General features: G+C 68.6%; 23 protein-coding genes. 13 read left to right on the forward strand and 10 right to left on the reverse strand.

The features are described 5' to 3' along the window. Positions 1-81: 81 nt before the first annotated feature. Complete coding sequence (locus tag LXB15_RS02200) at positions 82-663, reverse strand: TRAP transporter small permease (RefSeq protein WP_233950658.1); 582 nt, start codon at positions 661-663, stop codon at positions 82-84. Between the two features lie 69 nt (positions 664-732). Continuing rightward, a complete protein-coding gene (locus LXB15_RS02205) occupies positions 733-1,713 on the reverse strand; it encodes a sialic acid TRAP transporter substrate-binding protein SiaP (protein ID WP_233950659.1) in 981 nt (326 codons plus the stop codon). A 183-nt stretch (positions 1,714-1,896) separates the two neighbouring features. Here LXB15_RS02205 and LXB15_RS02210 point away from each other — a divergent pair, with 183 nt between their 5' ends. Beyond that, positions 1,897-3,411, forward strand: a complete 1,515-nt coding sequence (locus tag LXB15_RS02210) for a UxaA family hydrolase (RefSeq protein ID WP_233950660.1) — start codon at positions 1,897-1,899, stop codon at positions 3,409-3,411. A 15-nt stretch (positions 3,412-3,426) separates the two neighbouring features. Here LXB15_RS02210 and LXB15_RS02215 read toward each other — a convergent pair whose 3' ends face one another. From LXB15_RS02215 to LXB15_RS02230, 4 genes are all read right to left on the reverse strand, one after another. Further along, positions 3,427-5,052, reverse strand: a complete 1,626-nt coding sequence (locus LXB15_RS02215) for a serine hydrolase (RefSeq protein WP_233950661.1) — start codon at positions 5,050-5,052, stop codon at positions 3,427-3,429. Positions 5,053-5,158: 106 nt separating this feature from the next. Next, positions 5,159-6,064 (reverse strand): sugar kinase, encoded by a 906-nt coding sequence (locus tag LXB15_RS02220; protein ID WP_233950662.1) that lies wholly within the window; start codon positions 6,062-6,064, stop codon positions 5,159-5,161. Beyond that, positions 6,061-7,257, reverse strand: coding sequence for a mannonate dehydratase (uxuA, locus tag LXB15_RS02225; protein WP_233950663.1), 1,197 nt, complete (start codon positions 7,255-7,257; stop codon positions 6,061-6,063). The genes LXB15_RS02220 and uxuA overlap by 4 nt, the downstream gene beginning before the upstream one ends. Positions 7,258-7,297: 40 nt before the next feature. Next, complete coding sequence (locus LXB15_RS02230) at positions 7,298-8,002, reverse strand: GntR family transcriptional regulator (protein ID WP_233950664.1); 705 nt, start codon at positions 8,000-8,002, stop codon at positions 7,298-7,300. Positions 8,003-8,070: 68 nt separating this feature from the next. On the opposite strand from LXB15_RS02230, the gene uxaC reads away from it, so the two are divergent. The 8 genes from uxaC to kduD all read left to right on the forward strand — a co-directional run bounded on the left by uxaC (position 8,071) and on the right by kduD (position 15,916). After that, a complete protein-coding gene (gene uxaC, locus LXB15_RS02235) occupies positions 8,071-9,477 on the forward strand; it encodes a glucuronate isomerase (protein WP_233950665.1) in 1,407 nt (468 codons plus the stop codon). Positions 9,478-9,515: 38 nt separating this feature from the next. Further along, entirely contained in the window at positions 9,516-10,502 is a 987-nt protein-coding gene (locus LXB15_RS02240; protein WP_233950666.1) for a TRAP transporter substrate-binding protein, read from the forward strand. 63 nt (positions 10,503-10,565) lie between these two features. Continuing rightward, positions 10,566-11,138: a TRAP transporter small permease gene (locus LXB15_RS02245; protein WP_233950667.1), complete on the forward strand. Its 573-nt coding sequence runs from the start codon at positions 10,566-10,568 to the stop codon at positions 11,136-11,138. Further along, a complete protein-coding gene (locus LXB15_RS02250) occupies positions 11,138-12,418 on the forward strand; it encodes a TRAP transporter large permease (protein WP_233950668.1) in 1,281 nt (426 codons plus the stop codon). The genes LXB15_RS02245 and LXB15_RS02250 overlap by 1 nt, the downstream gene beginning before the upstream one ends. A 6-nt stretch (positions 12,419-12,424) precedes the next feature. Next, positions 12,425-13,903 carry a mannitol dehydrogenase family protein gene (locus tag LXB15_RS02255; protein ID WP_233950669.1) on the forward strand — a complete coding sequence of 493 codons (1,479 nt, stop codon included), beginning with the start codon at positions 12,425-12,427 and terminating at the stop codon, positions 13,901-13,903. 23 nt (positions 13,904-13,926) lie between these two features. Next, positions 13,927-14,259, forward strand: coding sequence for a cupin domain-containing protein (locus tag LXB15_RS02260; protein WP_233950670.1), 333 nt, complete (start codon positions 13,927-13,929; stop codon positions 14,257-14,259). A gap of 77 nt (positions 14,260-14,336) precedes the next feature. After that, a complete protein-coding gene (kduI, locus tag LXB15_RS02265; RefSeq protein ID WP_233950671.1) occupies positions 14,337-15,161 on the forward strand; it encodes a 5-dehydro-4-deoxy-D-glucuronate isomerase in 825 nt (274 codons plus the stop codon). After that, on the forward strand, positions 15,158-15,916 hold the full coding sequence (gene kduD, locus LXB15_RS02270; protein WP_233950672.1) for a 2-dehydro-3-deoxy-D-gluconate 5-dehydrogenase KduD: 759 nt from the start codon (positions 15,158-15,160) through the stop codon (positions 15,914-15,916). Before kduI ends, kduD begins: the two co-directional genes overlap by 4 nt. A 10-nt stretch (positions 15,917-15,926) precedes the next feature. Here the strand turns inward: kduD and LXB15_RS02275 are convergent, their stop codons facing one another. The 3 genes from LXB15_RS02275 to LXB15_RS02285 form a co-directional block, all read right to left on the reverse strand. Next, entirely contained in the window at positions 15,927-16,805 is an 879-nt protein-coding gene (locus LXB15_RS02275; RefSeq protein ID WP_233950673.1) for an SMP-30/gluconolactonase/LRE family protein, read from the reverse strand. Positions 16,806-16,863: 58 nt separating this feature from the next. Further along, on the reverse strand, positions 16,864-17,571 hold the full coding sequence (locus tag LXB15_RS02280) for a DUF1045 domain-containing protein (protein ID WP_233950674.1): 708 nt from the start codon (positions 17,569-17,571) through the stop codon (positions 16,864-16,866). Between the two features lie 132 nt (positions 17,572-17,703). Then, positions 17,704-18,603, reverse strand: coding sequence for a CehA/McbA family metallohydrolase (locus tag LXB15_RS02285; protein ID WP_233950675.1), 900 nt, complete (start codon positions 18,601-18,603; stop codon positions 17,704-17,706). Between the two features lie 217 nt (positions 18,604-18,820). On the opposite strand from LXB15_RS02285, the gene LXB15_RS02290 reads away from it, so the two are divergent. From LXB15_RS02290 to LXB15_RS02305, 4 genes are all read left to right on the forward strand, one after another. Beyond that, positions 18,821-19,942 (forward strand): ABC transporter substrate-binding protein, encoded by a 1,122-nt coding sequence (locus LXB15_RS02290; RefSeq protein WP_233950676.1) that lies wholly within the window; start codon positions 18,821-18,823, stop codon positions 19,940-19,942. A 69-nt stretch (positions 19,943-20,011) separates the two neighbouring features. Then, positions 20,012-20,923 carry an ABC transporter permease subunit gene (locus LXB15_RS02295; RefSeq protein ID WP_233950677.1) on the forward strand — a complete coding sequence of 304 codons (912 nt, stop codon included), beginning with the start codon at positions 20,012-20,014 and terminating at the stop codon, positions 20,921-20,923. Continuing rightward, positions 20,920-21,744, forward strand: coding sequence for an ABC transporter permease (locus tag LXB15_RS02300; protein WP_233950678.1), 825 nt, complete (start codon positions 20,920-20,922; stop codon positions 21,742-21,744). The genes LXB15_RS02295 and LXB15_RS02300 overlap by 4 nt, the downstream gene beginning before the upstream one ends. After that, positions 21,741-22,826 (forward strand): ABC transporter ATP-binding protein, encoded by a 1,086-nt coding sequence (locus tag LXB15_RS02305; protein WP_233950679.1) that lies wholly within the window; start codon positions 21,741-21,743, stop codon positions 22,824-22,826. The genes LXB15_RS02300 and LXB15_RS02305 overlap by 4 nt, the downstream gene beginning before the upstream one ends. Positions 22,827-22,856: 30 nt before the next feature. Here the strand turns inward: LXB15_RS02305 and purU are convergent, their stop codons facing one another. Further along, positions 22,857-23,711, reverse strand: a complete 855-nt coding sequence (gene purU / locus LXB15_RS02310) for a formyltetrahydrofolate deformylase (RefSeq protein WP_233950680.1) — start codon at positions 23,709-23,711, stop codon at positions 22,857-22,859. Positions 23,712-23,924: the final 213 nt, after the last annotated feature.

Consider the following 23,924-nt stretch of genomic DNA (forward strand, 5'->3'; position numbering starts at 1 on the left):
GGGACCTGCCGTCGAGGAGCGTCGAGCGGCGGTCGCGCGAAGCGTCCACCGGTGATAGCTGCGAGCGGCGCTGCGGCCCGCTCAAAGACCGGTTCCCGTCAGCGCAAAGCGCTCGGGGTCGATCAGCCGGCTGGTGCGGGTGCGCAGATGGCGAACGAGCGCCGCCAGCGCATAGAGGGTCATCAATGCGAAGCAGACCGAGACGCCCCAGTAGACGGAGGATTTCGGCACGTCGATCGACACCATCTTCTGGTGCGTCCGCCCGGCGAGCTGGGTGCAGAACCAGGTCATCACGGCATAGAAGACCAGGGTGATCACGTCGACGGCGATCTGCGCAATGAAACGCGCCCGGCGCGACAGGTAGCTGTAGAAGAGCTCGACCGCGATGTGGCTCTCCTTGCGGGCCGCCATGATCGAGCCGATGAACGTCACGGCGATCAGCAGGAAGCGCGCGATCTCCTCGGTCCAGCCGAGGGAATCGTTGAGCACGTAGCGCGTGAAGAATTGCAGAAAGACGACGAAGGCCAGCAGCCAGAACACCGCGAAGACGAGGCCGTCGCTCCAGCGCAGGTCGGACAGGTCGACCGGCTCGCCGGCGAGGGGGGAGGGTTCCTGCGCCCGGATGCCCGCTTCGGGCTCCGGCCGGTCGGCGCGTGATGCCATTGTCGTCTCCGCTGCCTGCGCGAGCCGGGCGGCGGCAGGCGCCGCCCGGGATGAAGCCTGACCGAAAGCCTACTTGATGGCCTGAAGACGATCGTAGGTCTCCTGGTCCCAGGTCGCGTCGGGACCGTTGTGGAGTTTCATCGTCGCTTCGCGGAACGGGCCGACGTCCACCTCGTGAACGTTGACCCCCTGCTCGCGGAACCAGGTGGCGAGCCGGGCCTCGTTCTCGCGCACCTGGGTGGTGGCGCACTCGGCCGCTTCCTTGAGGACGCCGCTCAGCGCCGTCCGGTCGGCCTCTTCCATCTGGTCCCAGGTCGGGCCGCCGACGATGGTCAGCAGCGCATCGTTGATGTGGGCGGTGAGCGAGATGTCCGACTGGACCTCGTAGAACTTCTTCGCCTCGATGGTCGGCAGCGGGTTCTCCTGCCCGTCCACCGTGCCTTGCTGCAGTGCAAGGTATACCTCGGCGAAGGCGATGGGCGTCGGGTTGGCGTCGACGGCCTTCGGGAACATCATGTAAAGGGGTGCGTTCGGCACCCGGATCTTCATGCCCGCCATGTCCTCCGGCTTCAGGACCGGCTTGTTCGCCGTGACGTGCCGCTGGCCGTAATAGGTGGTGGCGACGACGTGGTTGCCGGTGGCCTCGTTGTAGCCCGCGGCCAGCTCCTGGAAGAGATCGGAGTTGCGGAACTTGTCCCAGTGGTCGTAGTCGCGGAACATGTAGGGCGCTCCGCCGATCGCGATCGGGCCGTAGGCGCGACCCGCGAAAAGCTGGCCCGTATAGATGACGTCCACAGTGCCGAGGCCGAGCCCCTCGTTGATGTCGACTTCCTTGCCGAGCGACGAAGCCGGGTACACCTCGAAGGAATAGCGATCTTCCGTCGCTGCCTTCAGCTTGTCCGACGCGGCCACCGCGCAGGTGTGGTAGGGCTCGCTGGCCTCGTAGACATGAGCCCATTTGAGCACCGTCTCCGCTGCGGCGGATTGTGCGGACATCGCCAGCGCGGCGACGGATGCAAGCAGCACGAACTTCTGGCGCGTGTGTTTCATGATCTTCCTCCCTAATGTATACACTGTTTTTTGGGCCATCATATTGGCTACGCGTCGAAGCGCAATGGCGCGTCGTGGTATTCTCCCTCCCGCGGTCCATGCGGGCGCAACCCTGACGCCGGATGCCAGACAATCACCCCGCTCGCCCCGCGTCGGCGATCACGACCCAGGAATTGCACGACTATGACCACACCGACGGTCCGCCTCGACCCCGCCGACAACGTCGTTACCGCGCTGCGGGCGCTGGAGGCCGGCACGACGGTCGAGACGACGCTGACACTCGGGCTGATCCCGCGGGGCCACAAGATCGCGACGCGGCCGATCCCGGCCGGCCAGCCGGTGATGAAATACGCGCAGGTCATTGGCTACGCCGCCGAGGACATCGCGCCCGGCGCGCATGTCCACACCCACAACGTCGCGTTTCGCGGCACGGCGCACAACTACGACTTCGCCACCGACCTCAGGCCCGTCGCGATGGTGCCGGAGGCGCAGCGCGACAGCTTCATGGGCTATCGACGCGCCGACGGGCGGGTCGGCACGCGCAACACGATCGCGGTGCTGACCTCGGTGAACTGCTCGGCCACCGCCGCCCGCAAGATCGCCGAGGCGTTCGGGCCGGAGGAACTCGCGGCCTATCCGAATGTCGACGGCGTCACCGCCTATGTGCACGGCACCGGCTGCGGCATGGGCGGCGACGGCGAGGGCTTCGACGCGCTGCAGCGGGTGATGTGGGGCTATGCCCGCCATCCGAACGTCGCCGGCGTGCTGATGGTCGGACTCGGCTGCGAGGTCAACCAGATCGACTGGCTGCTCGAGGCCTACGGCATCGAGAAGGGACCGATGTTCCAGGCGATGAACATCCAGGACGTCGCCGGCCTGCGCCGGACCGTCGAGACCGGCATCAAGAAGGTCCGCGCCATGCTGCCGATCGCCAATGCGGCGACGCGCGAGCCGTGCCCGGCCTCGGAGCTGATGGTGGCGCTGCAATGCGGCGGCTCCGACGCCTGGTCGGGGATCACCGCCAACCCGGCGCTGGGCTATGCCTGCGACCTCCTGGTGGCGCAGGGCGGCACCGGGGTGTTGGCCGAGACGCCGGAGATCTACGGCGCCGAGCACCTGCTCACCCGCCGCGCCATCGACGAGAAGACCGGACAGAAGCTGGTGCGGCTGATCGAATGGTGGGAGGACTACACCGCCCGCAACAAGGGCTCGATGGACAACAATCCCTCGCCCGGCAACAAGAAGGGCGGGCTGACGACGATCCTCGAGAAGTCGCTGGGTGCCGCCGCCAAGGGCGGAACGACACCGCTCACCGGCGTCTTCCGCTACGCCGAGCCGGTCACCGCGCGCGGCTTCGTGTTCATGGATTCGCCCGGCTACGACCCGGCGTCCGTCACCGGCCAGATCGCGTCCGGCTGCAACCTCGTGGCGTTCACCACCGGCCGCGGCTCGGCCGCCGGCTTCAAGCCGGCGCCGTCGATCAAGATCGCCACCAACAGCGAGATGTACCGGCGGATGACCGAGGACATGGACTACGACGCCGGCCGCATCGTCTCGGAAGGCCTGTCGATCGAGGCGGCCGGCCGCGACATCTACCAGATGCTGCTGCGCGTCGCCTCGGGCGAGGCGTCGAAGTCCGAGGCCCAGGGCCTCGGCGACTACGAGTTCGTGCCCTGGCAGATCGGCGCGACGATGTGAGACGGGGCCGCCTGGTCAGTTCCGGGTGAACGTGCCGAGGCCGGTCCGGTCGTAGAATTCCAGCGTGACGCCGGTGACGCCGCCATCGCCGCTCGCCTGAAACCGCGCCGCCGATAGCGGCGCGGCATTCTCGCCGATCGGCTCGAAGGTAAACACGTCGCCATCGTAGGGCGTGAGCGAGAAGCGCTTGGGCGCATCCGCAGGCCCCAGCTTCATCGACAGCATGCCATTGTCGGCCTCGACCATGAGCGGGCCGTAATAGCTGTTGTCGTACGTGCCGGCATAGATCCCGGCGGCGCGCGGCGGCGCGGCGTCGGCGGGTGGCTCGGCATAATCGGGCCCGCCCTGCTCGGCGGCCATCGCGTGGGCGAAGAAGCCGCCGATGAAGCTCAACCAGTCGACCGTCTGCTCGCCATGCTGGGCGATGTCCATGAAGGTCGCGCCGATCGCCTCGGGCACGCCGATCGGCTCGCCGTTGGTGATGGCGGCGATGCCGAGCTCTTCGCCGGGCAGCAGCAGGATCGCCGTCGAGGTGCCGAGGGCGAAGGCACCGGAGTGGCCTAGCGTGACCCGGCCGAGATCGTCGTAGCCGACGTTCCACCCGAGACCGTAGAAGCCGGCCCGCTCCGTCGCGTCGTCGGGCAGGCGATTGGCGATATGCGGCAGATGCGTGGTCGCGAGGGCACCGGCATCGACGAGGGGCTCGCCCTCGAAGGTGCCGTCGCCCAGCTGCAGGCGCAGAAATCGGGCGAGGTCCAAGACCGAGCCGCTGGCACCGCCCGCCGGCGCCTGGGCATCCGGCATGCGGTCGTGGCGCGCTTCCCAGCGCCGATCGGCCGGATCGCCGATACGGACATGGATCCGCGCCCGGTTCGCATGACCCAGATAATCCGCGTGGCGAAAGCTCGAGCGGCCCATGCCGAGCGGCGCGAAAAGGAGTCGCTCGGCCAGATCCTCGAAAGGCTCGCCGGCAGCCTTGGCCGCCGCGACCGCGCCGGCGGTGTAGCCGTAATTGCTGTAGTGGTAGGTGGAGCGGAACGGGTCCAGCGGCTGCTGGTCGAGCCGCGACAGGATGGTCTCCCGATCGAAGCCGAGATCCTCGAGGAGATCGCCGGCCCCCGTGTTCAGCCCGGAGCGATGCGACAGCAGGTCCGCGAAGGTCGCGTTTTCGGTGACGTAGGGATCGGACAGGGCGAAGGCAGGATCGTAGCCGCGCACCGGATCGTCCCATTCGAACAGCCGGTCGCCGACGAGGCGGGCGAGGATCGTCGCGGTGATCGGCTTCGACACCGACGCGAGCAGGAACACGGTGTCGGTGTCCACAAGCTCCGGCCGCCCGACCTCGCGCAGGCCGAAGCCCTTGGCGTAGAGGATCTCGTCCCTGTAGACGACCGCGACGGCGACGCCCGGCATGCCGGTCTTGGCCATTGCGGATTCGACGACGTCGTCGAGCCGGCCGATGGCCGCATCCACCTGTTGCCGGTCGAGAAGCGGCGGTACCGGCGCGACAGGGGCGGCGAGGAGCGTTGCCGGCGAGGGCGCATCATCGGCCGTCGCCGGCGCCGGCATGAGACTAAGGATGGCGCCGAGGAGAGGCCAGAGCAGCCCCGGTGATACTGCCAGACCAGCCGACCGGATCATCGCGGTGCTCCCTCGCGTTCGGGCCGGCGACAGGCCAGCGGCGGAAGCTTACGACAGGTCAGCCGGAAGGGGAAACCCCGCCGCCAGCGGGCAGGGTTTCGGCGGCTCAGCGGATCAGCGCGCCGTAGTGCCGGACGACCTCGCCGGCCAGGGCATGGCCGCGGCGCACCGCTTCCGGCGCCGGGATGCCGGAGAGCCGCGCCGCGAGATAGCCGGCGTTGAAGCTGTCGCCGGCGCCCGTGGTGTCGACCGCGTCGGTGATCGTCGCGGGCTGGATGCGCTCCCGCCCGTCCGGCGTCGCGACCGTCGCGGGTTCCGCGCCATCCTTGACGACGACCTCACCGACGCCGCCGGCGAGGTAGCGGTCGGCGGTGGCGTCCGGCGAGGCGTCGCCGAAGGCCGCGGCCTCGTCGGGAAAGCTCGGCAGGCAGACCGTCGCGACGGACGCACCCGCGGTGATCGCCGCCCGCATCTCCGCCGGGTCGGGCCAGAGCCGCGGGCGGATGTTCGGATCGAAGGCGACGAGCTTGCCCTCTGCCTTGGCCGCACCGAGCGCCTCGATCAGCCGCTGCCGGTCGCTGGGCGGCAGGATCGCCAGGGTGATGCCGGAGAAGTAGAAGGCGTCGCCGGCGGCGAAGGCCCGGCCGAGATGCTCCGGATCGGCCGCGAGCAGCCTGGCGGCGGCACTGTCCCGCCAGTAGGAGAAGCTGCGCTCGGCGCCGGCGAGATGGATCATGTAGAGGCCCGGCATACGCTCCGGTATGCGCCGGACATGCACCGTGTCGATGCCGCCGGCCTCGAAGAAGGCCAGCATCTCGTCCGAGGTGGCGTCGGTGCCGAGCGCCGTCAGATAGGCGACGCGCCAGCCGTCGCCGAGTTCGCGGCGCAGGTACCAGGCGGTGTTGAACGTGTCGCCGGCAAAGCCGCGGCGGTAAAGCCCGTCGCCGGCGGCGGCGAGTTCCACCATGCACTCGCCGATCGAGACGATGGTCTTCGGGCCGGCAGCGCTCACGAGGCGGCGCCGTCGATCGCGCCGACCGCGGCGATCACGCCGCGCAGCTCGGCAAGGCCGCGGAGCCGCCCGATCAGCGGATAGCCCGGATGCGTGCCGCGGCCGACATCGGAGAGGAGTTCGTGGCCGTGGTCGGGCCGCATCGGGATCTCCCAGTCCGCGCGGCCGGCCTGCCGGCGCCGCCGCTCCTCGGCGAGCAGCACCCGGATCAGCGCCACCATGTCGTTGTCGCCGCCGAGGTGATCGGCCTCCTCGAAGGAGCCGTCCGGATCCTTGGCGACATTGCGCAGATGGGCGAAGTGGATGCGCTCGGCAAAGCGCGCGGCAATCGCCGGCACGTCGTTCGCCGAGTTGGCGCCGAGCGAGCCGGCGCAGAGCGTGAGCCCGTTGGCCGGCGTATCGACGCAGTCCAGCACGAAGCCGATGTCCTCGGCGTCGGAGACGACGCGCGGCAGGCCGAAGAGCGGCCGCGGCGGGTCGTCCGGATGCACGCAGAGCCGGATGCCGGCCTCCTCCGCCGTCGGGACCACTTCCTCGAGGAAGCGCCGGTAGTTGGCGCGGACGTCGTCACGGCTGACGCCGTCGTAGCGCTTCAGCACCTCGCGCAGGCCCGGCACGTCGTAGCGTTCGTAGGCGCCGGGCAGGCCGGCCATGATGGCGTCCAGCAGACGCTGGCGCTCGGCGTCGTCGGCGGCGTCGAACCACTCCCGGGCGCGGGCCAGCAGCTCGGGCGAGATGCCGTCCGCGGCACCCGGCCGCTCCAGCATGAAGACGTCGAAGGCGACGTATTCGTGCATGTTGAAGCGCAGGCTGGTGCCGCCGCCGGGCAGCGGCTGAGCGAGCTGCGTGCGCGTCCAGTCGAGCAGCGGCATGAAATTGTAGCAGACGATCTCGATGCCGCAGGCGGCGAGGTTGCGCAGCGACTGACGGTAGGCGTCGAAATATCGCGACAGGTCGCCATCGCCGAGCTTGATGCCCTCGTGGACCGGCAGGCTCTCGACCACCCGCCAGTGCATCCCGAGCGCCGGATCGGCCGCGATGATCGCCTGCCTGGCGCGGATCGCCTCGACGCTCCAGACCTCGCCATAGGGGATCTCGTGCAGCGCGTTGACGATCCCCTGCGCGCCGGTCTGGCGAATCTCATGAAGCTCTATCCGGTCGTGCGGACCGAACCAGCGCCACGTTTCCTGCATGTCTGCCCCCGTATTCCGGCCGCCCCGCCTCCGGCGATGATCAGGCCTTTTCCTCGTCGTCGAAAAACTGCTCGAACTCGCTTTTCAGGCGAACGAGATGTTGGTTGAGGCGCCCGAGATGGACGCGCATTGCCGCTTCCGCAGCGGCCGGATCGCGGGCCTTCACCGCCTGGAAAATCGCCATGTGGTCCTCGTAGACGGCCGGCTGGCCAAAGGCGAGGGACAAGAAGCGCATCCGGTCCATCTGCGCCTTCTGCTCGTCGATCAGCGTCCAGGCGAAGCCGCAGCCGGCGCCCTCGGCGATGGTGCGGTGGAACATATCGTCGAGCTGGTGGAACTCGCGCCGGTCATCGGCGGCCTGGGCGGCGCCCTGCAGGCGAAGGTTTTCCTCCAGCCGCTCGACCAGCGCCGCGCCGTCGCCCCTGCACGCCTCGCGCACCACCGCGACTTCCAGCGCCTCGCGGATGAAGCGCGCGTTGAGCACCTCGCGGACCGAGATCTTGACGACTTCGGTGCGGCGCTGCGGCTGGATCCGCAGATAGCCGGTCCGGGCAAGCCGGATGAAGGCCTCGCGCACCGGCTGGCGCGACACCCCCATGCGGCGGGCGATCTCGGCTTCGGAAATGCCGGTCCCCGGGGGCAGCCGCAGTTCCAGTATCGCCTGGCGCAGCTCGGCGAAGATCGCATCCGCGATGGTGCCGCGCGTCGGAAAGGCGGGTGGAGAAAGGGCGGGCTCGGGCGGCATGACATCCTCTTGACAGTTCTCGCATACTACCATACCAGATCGTTGACAAGGTGAAGGCAGAGAGATCCATGGCGCTTCTGGCGGACGACAGGCTGTTTCCCACGGACGCGCCGTCGCGGGGCATCGCCCGGGCGCTCTACGAGACGGTGCGGTCGCTGCCGATCGTCAGCCCGCATGGCCACACCGACCCGCGCTGGTTCGCCGAGAACGCGAACTTCGCCGACCCGGCGCAGCTGCTCGTCGTTCCCGACCACTACATCTTCCGCATGCTCGTCTCGCAGGGAGTGCCGCTCGCGGCGCTTGGCGTCGCCTCGGCGGACGGAACGCTTGTCGAGACCGACGGCCGGGTGATCTGGCGGCGCTTTGCCGAGCACTATCATCTGTTCCGCGGCACGCCGACGCGGCTGTGGCTCGACCACGCCTTCCAGGAGCTTTTCGGCATCGATCAGCGCCTGTCGGCCGCGACCGCCGACCAGGCCTACGAACGCATCGCCGAGTGCCTGGCGCAGGAGGATTTCCGGCCGCGCGCCCTCTACGAGCGCTTCGGCGTCGAAGTCATCGCCACCACCGAGGGCGCGCTCGACGATCTCGCCTTCCACCGCGCCATCGCCGACAGCGGCTGGACGGGGCGGGTGGTCACGACCTATCGCCCGGATTCCGTCGTCGACCCCGACTTCCCCGGCTTCGGCGACAACCTCGTTCGGTTCGGCGAGCTGACCGGCTGCGACACCGGCACCTTTGCCGGCTATCTCGACGCGCACCGGGCGCGGCGGAAGTTCTTCCGTGCGCACGGCGCGACGGCGACCGATCACGGCCATCCGACGGCGCGCACCGCCAATCTGCCGGCGGGCGAGGCGGCGGCGCTCTACGACCGGATCCGCGGCGGCCAGCCGACGCCGGAGGAGAGCGAACTGTTCCGCGCGCAGATGCTGACCGAGATGGCAAAGCTGTCGGTCGAGGACGGCATGGTCATGCAGATCCATGCCGGCTCGTTCCGCAACCATTCGGCCCCGGTCGCCGCCGCGTTCGGCCGGGACAAGGGCTTCGACATCCCGCGGCCGACCAACTACGTCGAGGCGCTGAAGCCGATGCTGGACGTCGTCGGAATGGAGCCGGGGCTCACCATCATCCTCTTCACCCTCGACGAGACGGTCTATAGCCGCGAACTCGCGCCGCTGGCCGGCGTCTACCCGGCGCTGCGGCTCGGGCCGCCCTGGTGGTTCCACGATTCCTTCGAGGGAATGAAGCGGTTCCGCGAGCAGGTCACCGAGACCGCGGGCTTCTACAACACCGTCGGCTTCAACGACGACACCCGCGCCTTCTGCTCGATCCCCGCCCGGCACGACGTCGCGCGGCGGGTGGACTGCGGGTATCTTGCCGAGCTCGTGACGACGGGGCGCCTCGATGAGGACGAGGCGTTCGAGGTCGCGCACGATCTCACCTATCGCCTGGCCAAGGAGGCATACAGGCTCTGACGGCGGCGACGCCGCTGTATTCTGGGAGGAAGCACAGCATGAGCATGATGAGAAGCATCGCCGCACGGTTCGCCATCGCGACCGCGCTCGCCGGCATCGCAACCGTGGCGTTCGCGCAGGAGACCATCCTGCGCTCGTCCGATACCCATCCGGCCGGCTACCCGACCGTGGCGGCCGTCGAGTATTTCGGCGAACTGGTCAAGGAACGCACGGACGGCCGATACGCCGTCGAGGTCTACCACTCGGCGCAGCTCGGCGAGGAGAAGGACACGATCGAGCAGGTGCGCTCCGGCGTGATCGACCTCAACCGCGTGTCGATGGCGCCGTTCAACGGCATCGTCAAGGAAACCATCGTCCCGGCGCTGCCCTACATCTTCCGCTCCGAGGCGCACATGCACGCGGTGATGGACGGCGCGGTCGGCGACCAGATCAAGGCCGCCTTCGAACCGCACGGCCTCGTCGTGCTCGCCTACTACGATGCCGGGGCGCGGTCGTTCTACAACTCCAAGAAGCCGATCGAGACCGTCGCCGACATGCAGGGCCTGAAGTTCCGCGTCATCCAGTCGGACATCTTCGTCGACATGGTCGCGGCGCTCGGCGCCAACGCCACGCCAATGCCCTATGGCGAGGTCTATTCGGCGATCGAGACCGGCGTCATCGACGGCGCCGAGAACAACTTCCCGAGCTACGACACGGCGCGGCACTCGGAAGTCGCCACCTACTACTCGCTCGACGAGCACACCATCCTGCCGGAAGTCTTCGTCATGTCGAAGGCCGCCTGGGACAAGCTCACGCCCGAGGACCAGGAAATCTTCCAGCAGGCCGCCGACGAGTCCGTCGTGCGGCAGCGCGAGCTGTGGGCGGCCAAGGCCGAGGAATCCCGCAAGACCGTCGAGGCGGCCGGCGCCAAGATCAACGAGGTCGACAAGCAGGGCTTCATCGATGCGATGGGGCCGGTCTACGACAAGCACGTGACCGACCCGGTGCTGAAGAAGATGGTCGAGGACGTGAAGGCCGTCAAATAGTCCGACAGGCAACGGGCCTGCCCGCTCCGGGCGGGCGGGCCCCACCACCAGGAACCACCGGACATGTCGGACACCCTGCATAAAATCGTGCGCGTCATGCGCGCGCTCAACCGGCTCTCGCTCTGGCTCGCCGCCGCGGGGCTGGTGCTGATGACGGCGTTCGTCGCGTGGCAGGTCTTCTGCCGCTACATTCTCAACGACTCCCCGTCATGGACAGAGCCCGGCGCCGTCATGCTGATGAGCTGGTTCATCTTCCTGGGCGCCGCCGTCGGCGTTCGCGAGAACATCCATCTCGGCTTCGACATCCTGCTCTACGTGCTGCCGCAGGGCGGCAAGCGCGTGCTGCGCATGATCTCCGACATCGCCATCTTCGGCTTCGGCGTCGGCATGATCTGGTACGGCGGCCAGCTCGTCGCGCTGACCTGGAACTCGATCCTTCCCTCGCTCGGGATCTCCGGCGCGTGGGACTACCTCCCGGTGGTCGCCGGCGGCGGGCTGATCTGCCTGTTCACCCTCGAGCGCATCGTCTCGCGCATCGCCGGCCTGCCGGTGGACGATCTCGACGACCTGCCTTCCGAGGTCTCTGCCGAACTCGATGTCGCCGGCCTCGACGCCAATGCGAAGGTCCCGCACTGATGGAACTCTGGATACTCTTCGGGGTCTTCACCCTGCTGATGCTGATCGGCACGCCCATCGCTTTCTGCCTGGGCATCGCCAGCTTCGCCACCGTCGCCTACATGGGACTGCCGCCGCTGGTGGTGTTCCAGCGCCTGAACTCCGGCATGAGCGTCTTCTCGCTGCTCGCCATCCCGTTCTTCATCTATGCCGGCGACCTGATGGTGCGCGGCGGCATCGCCTCGCGGATCGTAGCCTTCGCGGCCTCGCTCGTCGGCCACCTGCGCGGCGGCCTCGGGCAGGTGAACATCGTCACCGCCACGCTGTTCGGCGGCATCTCCGGCTCGGCGGTCGCCGAGGCGGCGGCCGTCGGCGGGCTGATGATCCCGCAGATGAAGGCGCGCGGCTACGGCACGGACTATGCGGTGAACATCACCTCCATGGCAGCGCTGATCGCGCTGCTGCTGCCGCCGTCGCACAACATGATCATCTACTCGATCTCGGCCGGCGGGCGCATCTCGATCGCCGACCTGTTCACCGCCGGCGTGCTCCCCGGGCTGCTGCTGGCGGTGTCGCTGATGATCACGGCCTATTTCGTGGCCCGCAAGCGCGGCTACCCGACGGAGACATTCCCCGGCTTCCTGATGGTCGCCCATCTCGCGGCGGTGGCACTGCCCGGCCTGCTGCTCATCGCCATCATCTTCGGCGGCGTCCGCTCGGGCGTGTTCACGGCCACCGAGAGCTCGTGCATCGCGGTGCTCTACGCGCTCGTCGTGACGCTCTTCGTCTATCGCCAGATGACCTGGGACGACTTCCTCCACTCGACGATGGGGGCGGTGCGCACCACCGCCATGGTGCTGCTGATCATCGGCATGGCGGCGGCGTTCTCCTGGCTGATGGCCTTCCTGCGGGTGCCGGCCTCGCTGGTCGCCAGCATGAACGCGATCTCCGAGAGCCCGTGGGTCATCCTGCTGCTGCTCAACCTGATCATGCTGGTGCTCGGCACCTTCATGGACATGGGCCCGACGATCATCATCTGCACGCCGATCTTCCTGCCGCTGGTCGAAGCCTACGGCATCGATCCGGTGCATTTCGGGGTGATCATGATCCTGAACTTCGGCATCGGGCTGAACACGCCGCCGGTGGGGGCCGTGCAGTTCGTCGCCTGCGCGGTCGGCAAGATATCCGTGTGGGAATCCATGCGCAGCATCTGGCCGTTCTACGGCGCCGGCGTCGCGGTCCTGCTACTCGTCACCTACATCCCGGCGATCTCGCTGTGGCTGCCATCCCTGTTCCGGTGAGTTGAAATGAAGAGACTGTCGCTGCAGACCCTGCCGGACCTGGCCCCCCAGGTCCGCAGACCCGCCTACGACCCGCGCGCCACGACGACGGGAATCGTGCATCTGGGGGTCGGCGCCTTCCATCGCGCGCATCAGGCGGTCTATCTCGACGATCTGCTCGCCGGCGATCCGCAATGGGCGATCGCCGGCGCCTCGCTGCGCCGCGCCGACATGCGCGACGCGCTGGCGGCGCAGGACAATCTGTTCACGGTCGCCGTCCGCTCCGGGGAGGGGACGACGCTGCGCGTCGTCGGCTCGCTGCGGGCGATCCACGTCGCGCCGGAGAACCCGGAAGCGCTGCTCGCCGCGATGTGCGACCCGGCGGTCCGCATCGTGTCGCTGACGGTGACTGAAAAGGGCTATTGCCACGATCCGGCGACGGGCGACCTTGATCCGGCGCATCCGGACATCGCGGCCGACCTGACCCGCCCCCGCGCCCCGACGTCGTCGCCCGGCCTCCTGGCCGAGGCACTGCGGCGGCGGCGCGAGGCCGGGATCGTTCCGTTCACCGTCATGCCCTGCGACAACCTGCCGGAGAACGGGCCCACCGTGCACCGGATCGTCTCGCAATATGCGGCGCTGATCGACGGCGGGCTGGCGCGCTTCGTCGAGAACGATGTCGCCTTCGCCGGAACGATGGTCGACCGGATCGTGCCGGCGACGAGCGAGGCGGACATTGCCGAGGTCTCGGCGCAGCTCGGAGCCGAGGACGCCTGGCCGGTGATGACCGAGCCGTTCACCCAGTGGGTGATCGAGGATCGCTTCCCGACCGGACGCCCGGATTTCGCGTCGGTCGGCGCCGAGATGGTCGCCGATGTCGAGCCGTTCGAGCGGATGAAGCTGCGGATGCTCAACGGGTCGCACTCGACGCTCGCCTATCTCGGCTATCTCGCCGGCTACGAGACGGTGTCGCAGACCATGGCCGACGCGCATTTCGAGCGGCTGATCCGCGGCCTGATGACCGAGGAGGTCATGCCGACGCTTACCGTGCCGGGCGCCGACCTCGGCGCCTATCGCGATGCGCTGATCCGGCGCTTCAACAATCCGGCGCTGAAGCACCGGACCTGGCAGATCGCCATGGACGGGTCGCAGAAGCTGCCGCAACGGCTGCTGGGCACGGTGCGCGACCGGCTCGCGGCGGGGGCGCCGGTCGACCGGCTGGCGCTCGGCGTCGCGGCGTGGATGCGGTATGTCACCGGCACCGACGAGAAGGGCACGGCGATCGACGTCAGGGACCCGATGGCCGACCGGCTGAAGGCGATCGGCGCGGCGGCCGGGCGCGATGCGCCACGCCTGGCCGCGGCCTATCTCGGCGTCGAGGAAATATTCGGCCGCGACCTGGCGGAACATCAGGGTTTCGTCCGGCCGGTCACGGCCGCACTCGCCGCGCTTCTCGACCGGGGTGCCGCGGCCACGGTTTCGGACTACGGCCGCGTCGCAGCCTAGCCCCCAGAACGCAAGGAAAGACGATGAGCAACGCGAACACAAATGCTGCGGGTGACTGGACGCAGGTGGACCCGAAGGTCCGGCGCCGCATCCTCTCCCACACGCCGGAGATGATGGTCGTCGAGGTCGAGTTCGCTCCCGGCGGCTACGGTCCACCGCACGCCCACCCGCATCTGCAGTCGACCTACGTGAAGTCGGGCAGCTTCGATTTCACCATCGAGGGCGAGATGCGGACGATCCGGGAAGGCGACAGCATCATCGTCCCGTCGAACGCGGTGCATTCCTGCGAGAGCGCCGGCGGCGGCGGCCTGATCGACGTGTTTTCCCCGGCGCGGGAAGATTTCCTGACGCCCTGACGCCATCCGGCGCCAGCCGACGCCCACGGCGTCGTGCGCCGGGCGTATCCACCTCTACGCTCTGAAGGACACCAGCCATGAAGATCGAAACGCGCCAGGCGATCGACCCGCGCCACGCCAAGACCCTCGACACCGAGGGGCTGCGCCGGGAGTTCCTGATGGAAGGGTTGTTCCGGTCGGGCGAGATCAGCCTCGTCTACAGCCACTACGACCGGCTGATCGTCGGCGGCGCGGTACCGGCCGGCGGCGAACTGGTGCTGGACAGCGCCAAGGAGACCGGAACGCCGGGCTTCCTCGACCGGCGCGAGGCGGTGGTGGTGAATGTCGGCACGGCAGGCAGCGTGCGGACGGGGAGCGGCGCCCACGAACTCGGCAACAGCGACATGCTCTATGTCGGCCTCGGCGACGGGCCGCTGACCTTTTCCGGCGAGGGCGCGCGCTTCTACATCCTTTCGGCGCCGGCGCATCGCCGCTTCGACACGCGGCTGGTGACCATCGACGCCGCCAAGCGGGTGGATCTCGGGGCCGCCGAGACCTCCAACGACCGCTCGATCTTCCAGTTCGTGCATCCCGACGTGATGGAGAGCTGCCAGATCGTCGTCGGCATGACGACGCTGCACAACGGCTCTGTCTGGAACACCATGCCGGCGCATCTGCACGACCGCCGGTCGGAGGCCTATCTCTATTTCGACCTGCCGGAAGAGGCGCGGGTGTTCCACATGATGGGCGATCCCGCCGAGACCCGGCATCTGGTGGTGAAGAACGAGGACGCGGTCCTTTCGCCGCCCTGGTCGATCCATTGCGGCGCCGGCACCGCCTCCTACACCTTCATCTGGGCGATGGCCGGCGACAATGTCGACTATCGCGACGTCGACATGGTCGCGATGAGCGACCTCAAATGAGCGGACGCTTCGACCTTTCCGGCAAGCGCGCCTTCGTCACCGGCGCCAATACCGGCATCGGCCAGGGCATCGCGCTCGCGCTGGCCGAGGCCGGGGCGACGGTCGCCTGCGCCGGGCGCTCGTCGATGGCCGAGACGCTGGCGGCGATCCGCTCCGCCGGCGGCACGGCGAGCGAGTGGCTCGGCGATCTCGCCGACAAGGACGTCGCGGTCGGGCTGTTCGAGCAGGCTGCCGCCGAACACGGCGGCTTCGACATTCTGGTCAACAATGCCGGCATCATCCGCCGGGCCGACGCGGTGGACTTCACCGAGGCGGACTGGGACGACGTGCTCGACCTCAACCTGAAGACGGCCTTCTTCCTGTCGCAGGCCTTCGGCAAGGCGGCGATCGCGGAGCGACGGCGCGGCTCGATCGTCAACATCGCCTCGGTGCTGACGTTCCAGGGCGGCATCCGGGTCGCCAGCTACACGGCTTCCAAGCACGGCATCGCCGGCGTGACCAAGCTGCTCGCCTGCGAATGGGCCGGCAAGGAAATCAACGTCAACGCGATCGCCCCGGGCTACATCGTCACCAACAACACCGCCGCGCTGCGCGAGGACCCCGACCGCACCGCGGCGATCCTGGCGCGGATCCCGGCCGGGCGCTGGGGCGAGGCCTCCGACATCGGCGGCGCCGCGGTGTTCCTGGCGTCGGACGCGGCGCGTTACATCCACGGCGCCGTGCTGCCGGTCGACGGCGGCTGGCTCGCCCGCTGATCGCCTTACGCTAGAGGAGCACCTTCGGCTCGTGCCGGCCCTTGACCGGCCGGTCGACGATGAAGGTCCTGCCGGCGTCCGGATCGGCCTGGCGGTCGGCGTCCGACATCCCGCTCCAGGCCGAGGTGACGATCAGCCGGTCGGCACTCTGGCCGATGAAGGCCGGGCAGGTGACCTGCCGCGCGCCGATGGCGATCGAGCCGATGCGCGTGCCGTCCGGCGCATAGGTATCGAGCATGCCGGAGCCCCAGCGGGCGTTCCAGACCTGGCCGTCGGCGTCGCAGACCGAGCCGTCGATGCCGCCTTCGTGGGTCGAGTGGTCGAAGAAAATCTGCGGCTCGCCGATTGGCAGGCCGTTGGCGGGATCGATGTCGACCCGCATCAGCCGGTAGAGCTTGGTGTCGGTGAAATAGGCGATGCGGCCGTCCGGCGAGAAGCAGATCGAGTTCGGGATGCCGATGCCGGGATAGAGCTGCCGCAGCTCGCCCGCCCGGTACCAGTAGATCGCGCCGAGGCCTGGCTCGCCCTCGATCCCCATCGTGCCGATCCACAGCGCGCCGGAGGGATGCACGCGGCCGTCATTGGAGCGCGTGGCGGGGTTGTCCGCCTCGAGCGGCTTGTGCAGCGACAGCCGGCCGCTGCGGCGGTCGCGCACATAGAGCCCGTCCTGCGCCGCGATCAGCTGGCGGTCGCCGTCGATCACCGCCAGCGCGCTCGCCATGAAGGGCAAAGGATGGACGGTCGCCTCGTCGGCATCGGTGGGCTTTTCGAGCAGCGCCTTGCCCTCGATGTCGAACCACCAGGCGGTGCCGGTCGCCGGATCGTAGGTCGCGCCCTCGCCAAGCCGGCAGGCGACGCTGGAAAACACCCCGACGCTCGCATCCCTCATCTCGATTCCCTCCGCTAGGATCAGCCCGCCCGAGGCAAGAACGCCGGCGGGTGGCAAGTCAAGCGACAAGCGCGCCGGCAACCTCCGTGCGGTCGCGACGGGGATCGAACGGGTGCATCGAATGCAGCCGGAACGGCGCGCCGGGCTCCGGCTCGACGAAGATCGCCAGCCGGTCGATGGTGAGGGGGGCGCCGTCGAGCGCGCCGAAATGCTTGGCGAGCCGCTTCTCCACCTTTGCGCGATCCGGCTTCTCGACCGAGCCGGTCAGCGTCATGTGGAAGCGGAAATCGTGGAACACGTAAGGGTAGCCCCACTGCGCCAGCTGCTCGCGCTGGCGCTCGCTGAGCTTGTCGGGATCGCGCCGGCTGATCTCCTCCTCGCTGATCGGCGCCCGCAGCGGCTCCAAGGTGCGCACCACGGCGTCGGCGAGTTCGGCCAGGGCGACCGGTGGGGTCTCGGGGACGAAGGCGAAGAAGGATCCGAGCCTGGCAATGACCAGCCGGTCGATGTCGAACGCGTCCCGCGAGGCGCAGAAGGCGGCCAGCCGGGCATCCAGGTCGACGAGGTCGACATCCTCGGCGAGGCGGAACGGCGCCTTCATCGTGGCGTGGAAGCCGTAGCGGGCTGGCTGTTCCACCAGCGGATCGAGACGCTTGTCGCGCGGCCGGGTCGGCTCGCCGTCGAAGGCGCTGCGGCCCAGCCATTCCGCCGCCGCCCGGGTAAGGGCAGCGCCGGCGGGCGGCGTGAAATAGATGGCGGCGCGCATGGGCGGGGTCACAGTCAGCTTGGTGGGGCGGTGGCCGTAGGAGCCTCGTCGGGGACCACATGATGTGGCGGCGGGGCGGACATAGGCCCTCCGACCCGATTTGCCCAGCGCTGGCCGCTTCGGGTGGTGCCCTCAGGGCCAGATCGGGTTCGACCAGGCGCGTTTGCCGGCGGCATCGGTGACCACCAGCCGGCACCAGTCGCCGACGAAGCGCGTCAGCGGCAGGCTGGCGCGGGTTAGCTGGCGGCCGGTGACGCATTCGGCCCGCGAGCCGCGCCCGACGAGCGACACCGTCACCGCCGGAGACATCGCGACTTCCAGCTGGTCGGCTTCGACAGCCACGTCGAGGATGGTTGGGCCTTGCGTCGAGTAGTAGGCCCCGGCCTTCATCGCCGCGAGCAGCGCCTCGGGCTCGTTGGCCTCGGCCCTCACCATCATCCAGCCGCCATTGTAGTCGGCGAGCTTGAAATGCGCGTCGTCGGCGGCGTAGCCGGTCAGACGATGGCCTTCGCTGAGCAGCGCGTCGAGCAGCGTCGTACCGTCGCCGCGGGCGCATTCGACGTCGCAGCCGGTGTTCCAGATCTCGACAGCATGGGCGATGCCGGCCATCTGCCGCCCGTCTTCGATGCTCAGCGACGACCATTGCGGATGCGCGATGCCGAGGAAGGCGCCGGCGGCCACGGCGCGCCTCGCCAGCGCCACCGCGTCCTCGCCCTCGCCGAGCGGCGCGAAGTCCAGCGGCAGGCCGCAGGCCAGCAGGTGCCAGATCTCGCCGTGGCTGTTTTCGGGGGCATGGATCTCCGCGCCGAAGATCGTCGTCAGGCGGTTGCTGCGGAAGCCCGTCGTATCGGTGACGGGAAAGCCGAAGCGCTCGAGGAAATGGTCCGACAGGCAGAGGAAGTCGTAGCCGGCCTCCTCGTAATGCCGGCAGACCGCCTGCGGCGGCAGCGCCCCGTCGGAGCGGTCGGAATGGGTGTGGATATTGCCGCGAAAGAAGCGGCCTGTGCCCGTGAATGCGGTCAGTCCGGTCATGTCGTTTCCTGCTCTTGCCCGCCGGCGGGTTAGCGGCGATTAATATCGGATTGATGACGGATCGCATCCGGAACACCCTGCCGGCCACCCGACGGAAAGTGGCGGCAGGGCGACATCGAAGTGTCACGTGCCGATGCTACCGCACCGGCGCTCCGAGCGAGACGACTGGGGTTGACCGCCTTCGCCGAACCGGCGGAAGGCCAGAGAGGGTTTCCGCATGAACAGGTCCTGCAAACGCGTCGCGGCACTGACCGCGATCCTGTCGCTTTCCACCAGCGCGGTCTTTGCCCAGGCCGACGGCGCTGCCATGTCGATGGACGAACTCGTCGCCGCGGCGAAGGAGGAAGGCCAGCTGACGACCATCGCCCTGCCGCACGACTGGTGCAACTACGGCGAGATGATTTCCGGCTTCAAGGCGAAGTACGGCATCGAGATCAACGAGCTCAACCCGAATGCGGGATCGGGCGACGAGATCGAGGCGATCAAGGCCAACAAGGGCAATACCGGCCCGCAGGCGCCGGACGTCATCGACGTCGGCCTGTCCTTCGGCCCGGCCGCCAAGGCCGAGGGCCTGCTGATGCCCTACAAGGTCGCGACCTGGGACGAGATCCCGGACGACGCCAAGGACGCCGAGGGCCACTGGTACGGCGACTATTACGGCGTGCTCGCCTTCCAGGTGAACAAGGACATCGTCGACGAGGTCCCGCAGGACTGGGCCGATCTGCTCAAGCCGGAATACGCCAATGCCGTGGCGCTCGCCGGCGACCCGCGCTCGTCGGCGCAGGCGATCCAGTCGGTCTACGCGGCGGGCCTCGCTGCCCAGCCGGACGGTGACGGCAAGGCGGTCGGCACGGCCGGGCTCGACTTCTTCAAGCAGCTCAACGAGGCCGGCAATTTCGTGCCGGTGGTCGGCTCTACCGCGACGCTGGCGCAGGGTACCACCCCGGTTCTGATCCACTGGGATTACAACGCGCTCGCCTCGCGCGACACGCTCGCCGACAACCCGCCGACGGAAGTTGTGGTGCCGAACTCCGGCGTCGTCGCCGGAGTCTACGTTCAGGCGATCAGCGCCTTTGCGCCCCACCCGAACGCCGCCAAGCTGTGGATGGAGTATCTCTATTCGGACGAGGGCCAGCTGACCTGGCTGAAGGGCTACTGCCACCCGATCCGCTTCAATGCCATGTCGGCCGCCGGCAAGATCCCGCAGGAACTGCTCGACCGGCTGCCCCCGGCCGCCGCCTACGACAAGGCGAAGTTCCCGAGCCTCGAGGACCAGGACGCCGCCAAGGCGGCGATCACCAGCCAGTGGGACAGCGTCGTCGGCGCCACCGTCCAGTAATCTCGGTCTGAACCAGGGGATCGCCGCCTTGCGGCGGTCCCTTCATGCTAGGCGTCGGAGCGGGGAAGCATGGCGTCAGTCGTCGACGGAGTTCTGCCGGATGCGCGGTCGGTCGCGGGGCCGCCCGCCAAGGGGCCGTCGGCTTCGCTGGCCTGGCTCGGCGTGGTGCCGTTCTTCCTGTTCGCGCTGCTCTTCCTGGTCGGCCCGACGGTCTATCTGGTGTTCGGCGCCTTCCAGGATCCGAGCGGGGCGCTGACGCTCGCCAGTATCGCGGGCCTGTTCACGCCGCAGATCATGGCGGCCTACTGGATATCGATCAAGGTCAGCGTCGCCTCGGCGGCGCTCGGCGCGCTGATCGGCTTCTTCATTGCCTATGCGATCGTCCATGGCGGGCTGCCCGCCTGGATCCGCCCGACCATCCTGACCTTTTCCGGCGTCGCGTCGAACTTCGCCGGCATCCCGCTCGCCTTCGCGTTCCTGGCGACGCTCGGCCGGCTGGGCCTCGTCACGGTGTTCCTCAACGAGAGCTTCGGCATCAACATCTACCGGCTCGGCTTCAACCTGCTGTCGTTCTGGGGCCTGACGATCACCTACCTGTATTTCCAGATCCCGCTGATGGTGCTGATCATCGCGCCGGCGCTGGACGGGCTGAAGAAGGAGTGGCGCGAGGCCTCCTCGATCCTCGGTGCCACCAGCTGGCAGTACTGGCGGATGGTCGGTCTGCCGGTGCTGGCGCCGTCGATCCTCGGCTGCTTCCTGCTGCTGTTCGCCAACGCCTTCGGGGCGATCGCCACCGCCTATGCGCTGACCGGGTCGTCGCTCAACATCGTGCCGATCCTGCTCTACGCGCAGATCCGCGGCGACGTGCTCTACAACCCCAATCTCGGCTATGCGCTGGCGTTCGGAATGATCGTCATCACCGGCTGCTCGAACCTGCTCTATCTCTGGCTGCGGGCCCGCGCCGAACGGTGGCAGCGATGAAGGCCTCGACCGTCGGCCCCTATCTCGTCGTCCTGATCGGGGCGCTGTATTTCCTGTTGCCGCTGGTCGCGACCTTCGAGTTCTCGCTGTCGATGCTGCGCGGCATCTGGAGCTTCGAGGCCTATCGGGTGGTGTTCGCCGACCCGCGCTTCCGCGAGACCTTCCTGTTCTCGATCGTCGCGGCGTCTGCCACGATCGTGCTGGGCGCGCTGCTGGTCGTGCCGACCGCCTACTGGGTGCGGCTGAAATTCCCCAGGCTGCGGCCGGTGGTGGAGTTCATCACGCTCTTGCCGCTGGTGATACCGCCGATCGTCCTCGTCTTCGGCTATCTCAGGCTCTACAACTCCTCGTCCTTCCTGCCGTTCACCGCCACCGCCAACGGCACCAACCTGCTGCTGGTCTTCGGCTATGTGGTGCTGTCGCTGCCCTACATGTTCCGCGCCGTCGATACCGGCATGGCGGCGATCGACATCCGCACGCTCACCGAGGCCGCCGAGAGCCTCGGGGCCAAGCGCCGGACCATCCTGTTCAAGATCATCCTGCCGAACGTCCGCGCCGCCGTCCTGTCCGGCGCGTTCCTGACGTTTGCGATCGTCATCGGCGAATTCGTGCTGGCGAGCCTGCTCAACCGGCCGGCGTTCGGCCCCTATCTCGCCCTCGTCGGCGCCAACCGGGCCTACGAGCCGGCGGCGCTGGCGGTGATCGCCTTCGCCATCACCTGGGCCTGCATGGCGCTGATCCAGCTGTCCGGCCGCAGGGCGACCGGCACGCGCCGTCTGCCCCGTTCCCTGTTCACCCTGTCCAGGCGTGCCGCAAGATGAGCTTTCTCGACATTTCCGGCGTCACCAAGAGCTTCGGCCCGAACACCGTGGTGCACGGCTTCGACCTCGCCATCGAGAAGGGCGAGTTCGTCTCGTTCCTCGGACCCTCCGGCTGCGGCAAGACGACGATGCTGCGCATGGTGGCGGGCTTCGAGACCCCGAGCTCCGGCACGATCCGGATCGACGGCGAGGACGTGACCCACCAGCAGCCGAACCGCCGGCGCATCGGCATGGTGTTCCAGGCCTATGCGCTGTTTCCCAATCTCTCGGTCGCCGACAATGTCGCCTTCGGCCTGAAGGTCGCGGGCCGGCCGAAAAGCGAGATCGCGCCGCGGGTGGAGGAGATGCTGCAGCTGATCAAGCTGCCGCATCTCGCCGACCGCTATCCCTACCAGCTCTCCGGCGGCCAGCAGCAGCGCGTCGCGCTGGCGCGGGCGCTGGCGCCGAGCCCGCGGGTGCTTCTGCTCGACGAGCCGCTGTCGGCGCTGGACGCCAAAATCCGCCTGTCGCTGCGCGAGGAGATCCGCGCCCTGCAGCGCGAGCTCGGGATCACGACGATCTTCGTCACCCACGACCAGGAAGAGGCGCTGTCGATGTCCGACCGCATCGTGGTGATGAGCGAGGGCCGGATCGAGCAGTGCGGCGCGCCGTTCGAGATCTACAACCGGCCGAACAACCGCTTCGTCGCCGGCTTCGTCGGCACGCTCAGCCTGATCGAGGGGGTGCGGGCGGCCGGCGGCAGCGTGACGGTGGACGGCAGTCCGGTGACGCTCGCCGAGCCGAGCGTGGGGCCTGCCGGCTCGGCGGTGACGCTGGCGCTGCGGCCGGAGGCGGTGAAGCTCGAGCCGTCGCCGGAGCGGATCAACCGGCTGAGCGGGCGCGTCGAGGACGCGCATTTCCTCGGCTCGGTGGTGCGGCTGCGGCTCTCCGTCGCCGGCGGCACGATCCTCGCCGACACGTTCAACCGCCCGACGGCGCCGCCGCCCGTCCGCGGCACGGTGGTCGACCTGTATTTCTCGCCGCACGACGTGTTCGCGCTGCTGCCGGGCGCCGCCCCGGCGGCGATGGCGGCGGTGGCCTGAGCCGACCTGCCCTACTAAGCGGCGGGGCGGCTACTGAAACACCACGGTGCGGTGGCCGTTGATCATCACCCGCTGTTCGAGATGCATCTTCACCGCACGGGCGAGGACGCGGCTTTCGACGTCGCGGCCGACGGCGACGAGATCGTCGGGCGACATCGCATGCGTCACCCGCTCGGTCTCCTGCTCGATGATCGGGCCTTCGTCGAGGTCGGCGGTGACGTAGTGGGCCGTCGCGCCGATCAGCTTGACCCCGCGCTCATGCGCCTGGTGGTAGGGCTTGGCGCCCTTGAAGCTCGGCAGGAACGAGTGGTGGATGTTGATGATCTTGCCGGAGAGCCGGCGGGAGAGATTGTCCGACAGCACCTGCATGTAGCGGGCGAGCACGACAAGATCGGCATCGCTCTCGCGCACCAGCGTCAGGAGCCTTTCCTCCTGATCGGCCTTGGTCTCGCGCGTCACCGGCCAGTGATGAAACGGCACGCCTTCATACTCGGCGGTGCGGCGGGAATCCTCGTGGTTGGAGACGATGGCGACGATCTCGGCGCGCAGCCAGCCGACGCGGATCTGGTAGAGCAGGTGCAGCAGCGCGTGGTCGAACTTCGAAACCATCAGCACGATCCGCGGCACGCGCGACAGATCGGTGATCGTCGTCTTCAGGTCGAAGCGCGAGACGACCGGTGCCAGCTGGCGCTCCAGCGCGTCGCGCCGCGTTCCGGCCGGCGCGGTGAAGGCGATGCGCAGGAAGAAGCGGTCGCTCTGGCGGTCCCAGAACTGGGCGCTCTCGGCGATGTTCGCGCCCGCGTCGGCAAGTTCCGTCGTCACCGCGGCGACGATGCCGGGCTGGTCCTTGGAGGACAGCGTCAGGATGAAGGCGTTCTCGGTCATGGCAGGCCTGTTGGTCTCGTCCGCGGGGCGCGGCGATCGTCACCGCCGGCTTGCCGGCAAACGAATCGCGCTGGTGGCGCAGCATAGGCTGTGCACTGCAGCAAAGCATGGCGCGCCTGCGACGCGGCGCTGCGCAGGCCGGACATCGCTTCCGGCCGACTGTCCTGTGCTCAGGCGAATTGTGCTCGCCGGGGCACAGGGAGCGTTAAGCAA

The organism is Aurantimonas sp. HBX-1 (assembly GCF_021391535.1).
In the GTDB taxonomy this organism is placed as follows: Bacteria; Pseudomonadota; Alphaproteobacteria; order Rhizobiales; family Rhizobiaceae; genus Aurantimonas.

What these genes read in the sequence shown, in the direction of transcription:
- LXB15_RS02200 (WP_233950658.1), bottom strand. Translation starts at nt 663, where the DNA reads ATGGCATCACGCGCCGACCGGCCGGAGCCCGAAGCGGGCATCCGGGCG.
- LXB15_RS02205 (WP_233950659.1), bottom strand. Translation starts at nt 1,713, where the DNA reads ATGAAACACACGCGCCAGAAGTTCGTGCTGCTTGCATCCGTCGCCGCG.
- LXB15_RS02210 (WP_233950660.1), top strand. Translation starts at nt 1,897, where the DNA reads ATGACCACACCGACGGTCCGCCTCGACCCCGCCGACAACGTCGTTACC.
- LXB15_RS02215 (WP_233950661.1), bottom strand. Translation starts at nt 5,052, where the DNA reads ATGATCCGGTCGGCTGGTCTGGCAGTATCACCGGGGCTGCTCTGGCCT.
- uxuA (WP_233950663.1), bottom strand. Translation starts at nt 7,257, where the DNA reads ATGCAGGAAACGTGGCGCTGGTTCGGTCCGCACGACCGGATAGAGCTT.
- LXB15_RS02230 (WP_233950664.1), bottom strand. Translation starts at nt 8,002, where the DNA reads ATGCCGCCCGAGCCCGCCCTTTCTCCACCCGCCTTTCCGACGCGCGGC.
- uxaC (WP_233950665.1), top strand. Translation starts at nt 8,071, where the DNA reads ATGGCGCTTCTGGCGGACGACAGGCTGTTTCCCACGGACGCGCCGTCG.
- LXB15_RS02240 (WP_233950666.1), top strand. Translation starts at nt 9,516, where the DNA reads ATGAGCATGATGAGAAGCATCGCCGCACGGTTCGCCATCGCGACCGCG.
- LXB15_RS02245 (WP_233950667.1), top strand. Translation starts at nt 10,566, where the DNA reads ATGTCGGACACCCTGCATAAAATCGTGCGCGTCATGCGCGCGCTCAAC.
- LXB15_RS02250 (WP_233950668.1), top strand. Translation starts at nt 11,138, where the DNA reads ATGGAACTCTGGATACTCTTCGGGGTCTTCACCCTGCTGATGCTGATC.
- LXB15_RS02255 (WP_233950669.1), top strand. Translation starts at nt 12,425, where the DNA reads ATGAAGAGACTGTCGCTGCAGACCCTGCCGGACCTGGCCCCCCAGGTC.
- LXB15_RS02260 (WP_233950670.1), top strand. Translation starts at nt 13,927, where the DNA reads ATGAGCAACGCGAACACAAATGCTGCGGGTGACTGGACGCAGGTGGAC.
- kduI (WP_233950671.1), top strand. Translation starts at nt 14,337, where the DNA reads ATGAAGATCGAAACGCGCCAGGCGATCGACCCGCGCCACGCCAAGACC.
- kduD (WP_233950672.1), top strand. Translation starts at nt 15,158, where the DNA reads ATGAGCGGACGCTTCGACCTTTCCGGCAAGCGCGCCTTCGTCACCGGC.
- LXB15_RS02275 (WP_233950673.1), bottom strand. Translation starts at nt 16,805, where the DNA reads ATGAGGGATGCGAGCGTCGGGGTGTTTTCCAGCGTCGCCTGCCGGCTT.
- LXB15_RS02280 (WP_233950674.1), bottom strand. Translation starts at nt 17,571, where the DNA reads ATGCGCGCCGCCATCTATTTCACGCCGCCCGCCGGCGCTGCCCTTACC.
- LXB15_RS02285 (WP_233950675.1), bottom strand. Translation starts at nt 18,603, where the DNA reads ATGACCGGACTGACCGCATTCACGGGCACAGGCCGCTTCTTTCGCGGC.
- LXB15_RS02290 (WP_233950676.1), top strand. Translation starts at nt 18,821, where the DNA reads ATGAACAGGTCCTGCAAACGCGTCGCGGCACTGACCGCGATCCTGTCG.
- LXB15_RS02295 (WP_233950677.1), top strand. Translation starts at nt 20,012, where the DNA reads ATGGCGTCAGTCGTCGACGGAGTTCTGCCGGATGCGCGGTCGGTCGCG.
- LXB15_RS02300 (WP_233950678.1), top strand. Translation starts at nt 20,920, where the DNA reads ATGAAGGCCTCGACCGTCGGCCCCTATCTCGTCGTCCTGATCGGGGCG.
- LXB15_RS02305 (WP_233950679.1), top strand. Translation starts at nt 21,741, where the DNA reads ATGAGCTTTCTCGACATTTCCGGCGTCACCAAGAGCTTCGGCCCGAAC.
- purU (WP_233950680.1), bottom strand. Translation starts at nt 23,711, where the DNA reads ATGACCGAGAACGCCTTCATCCTGACGCTGTCCTCCAAGGACCAGCCC.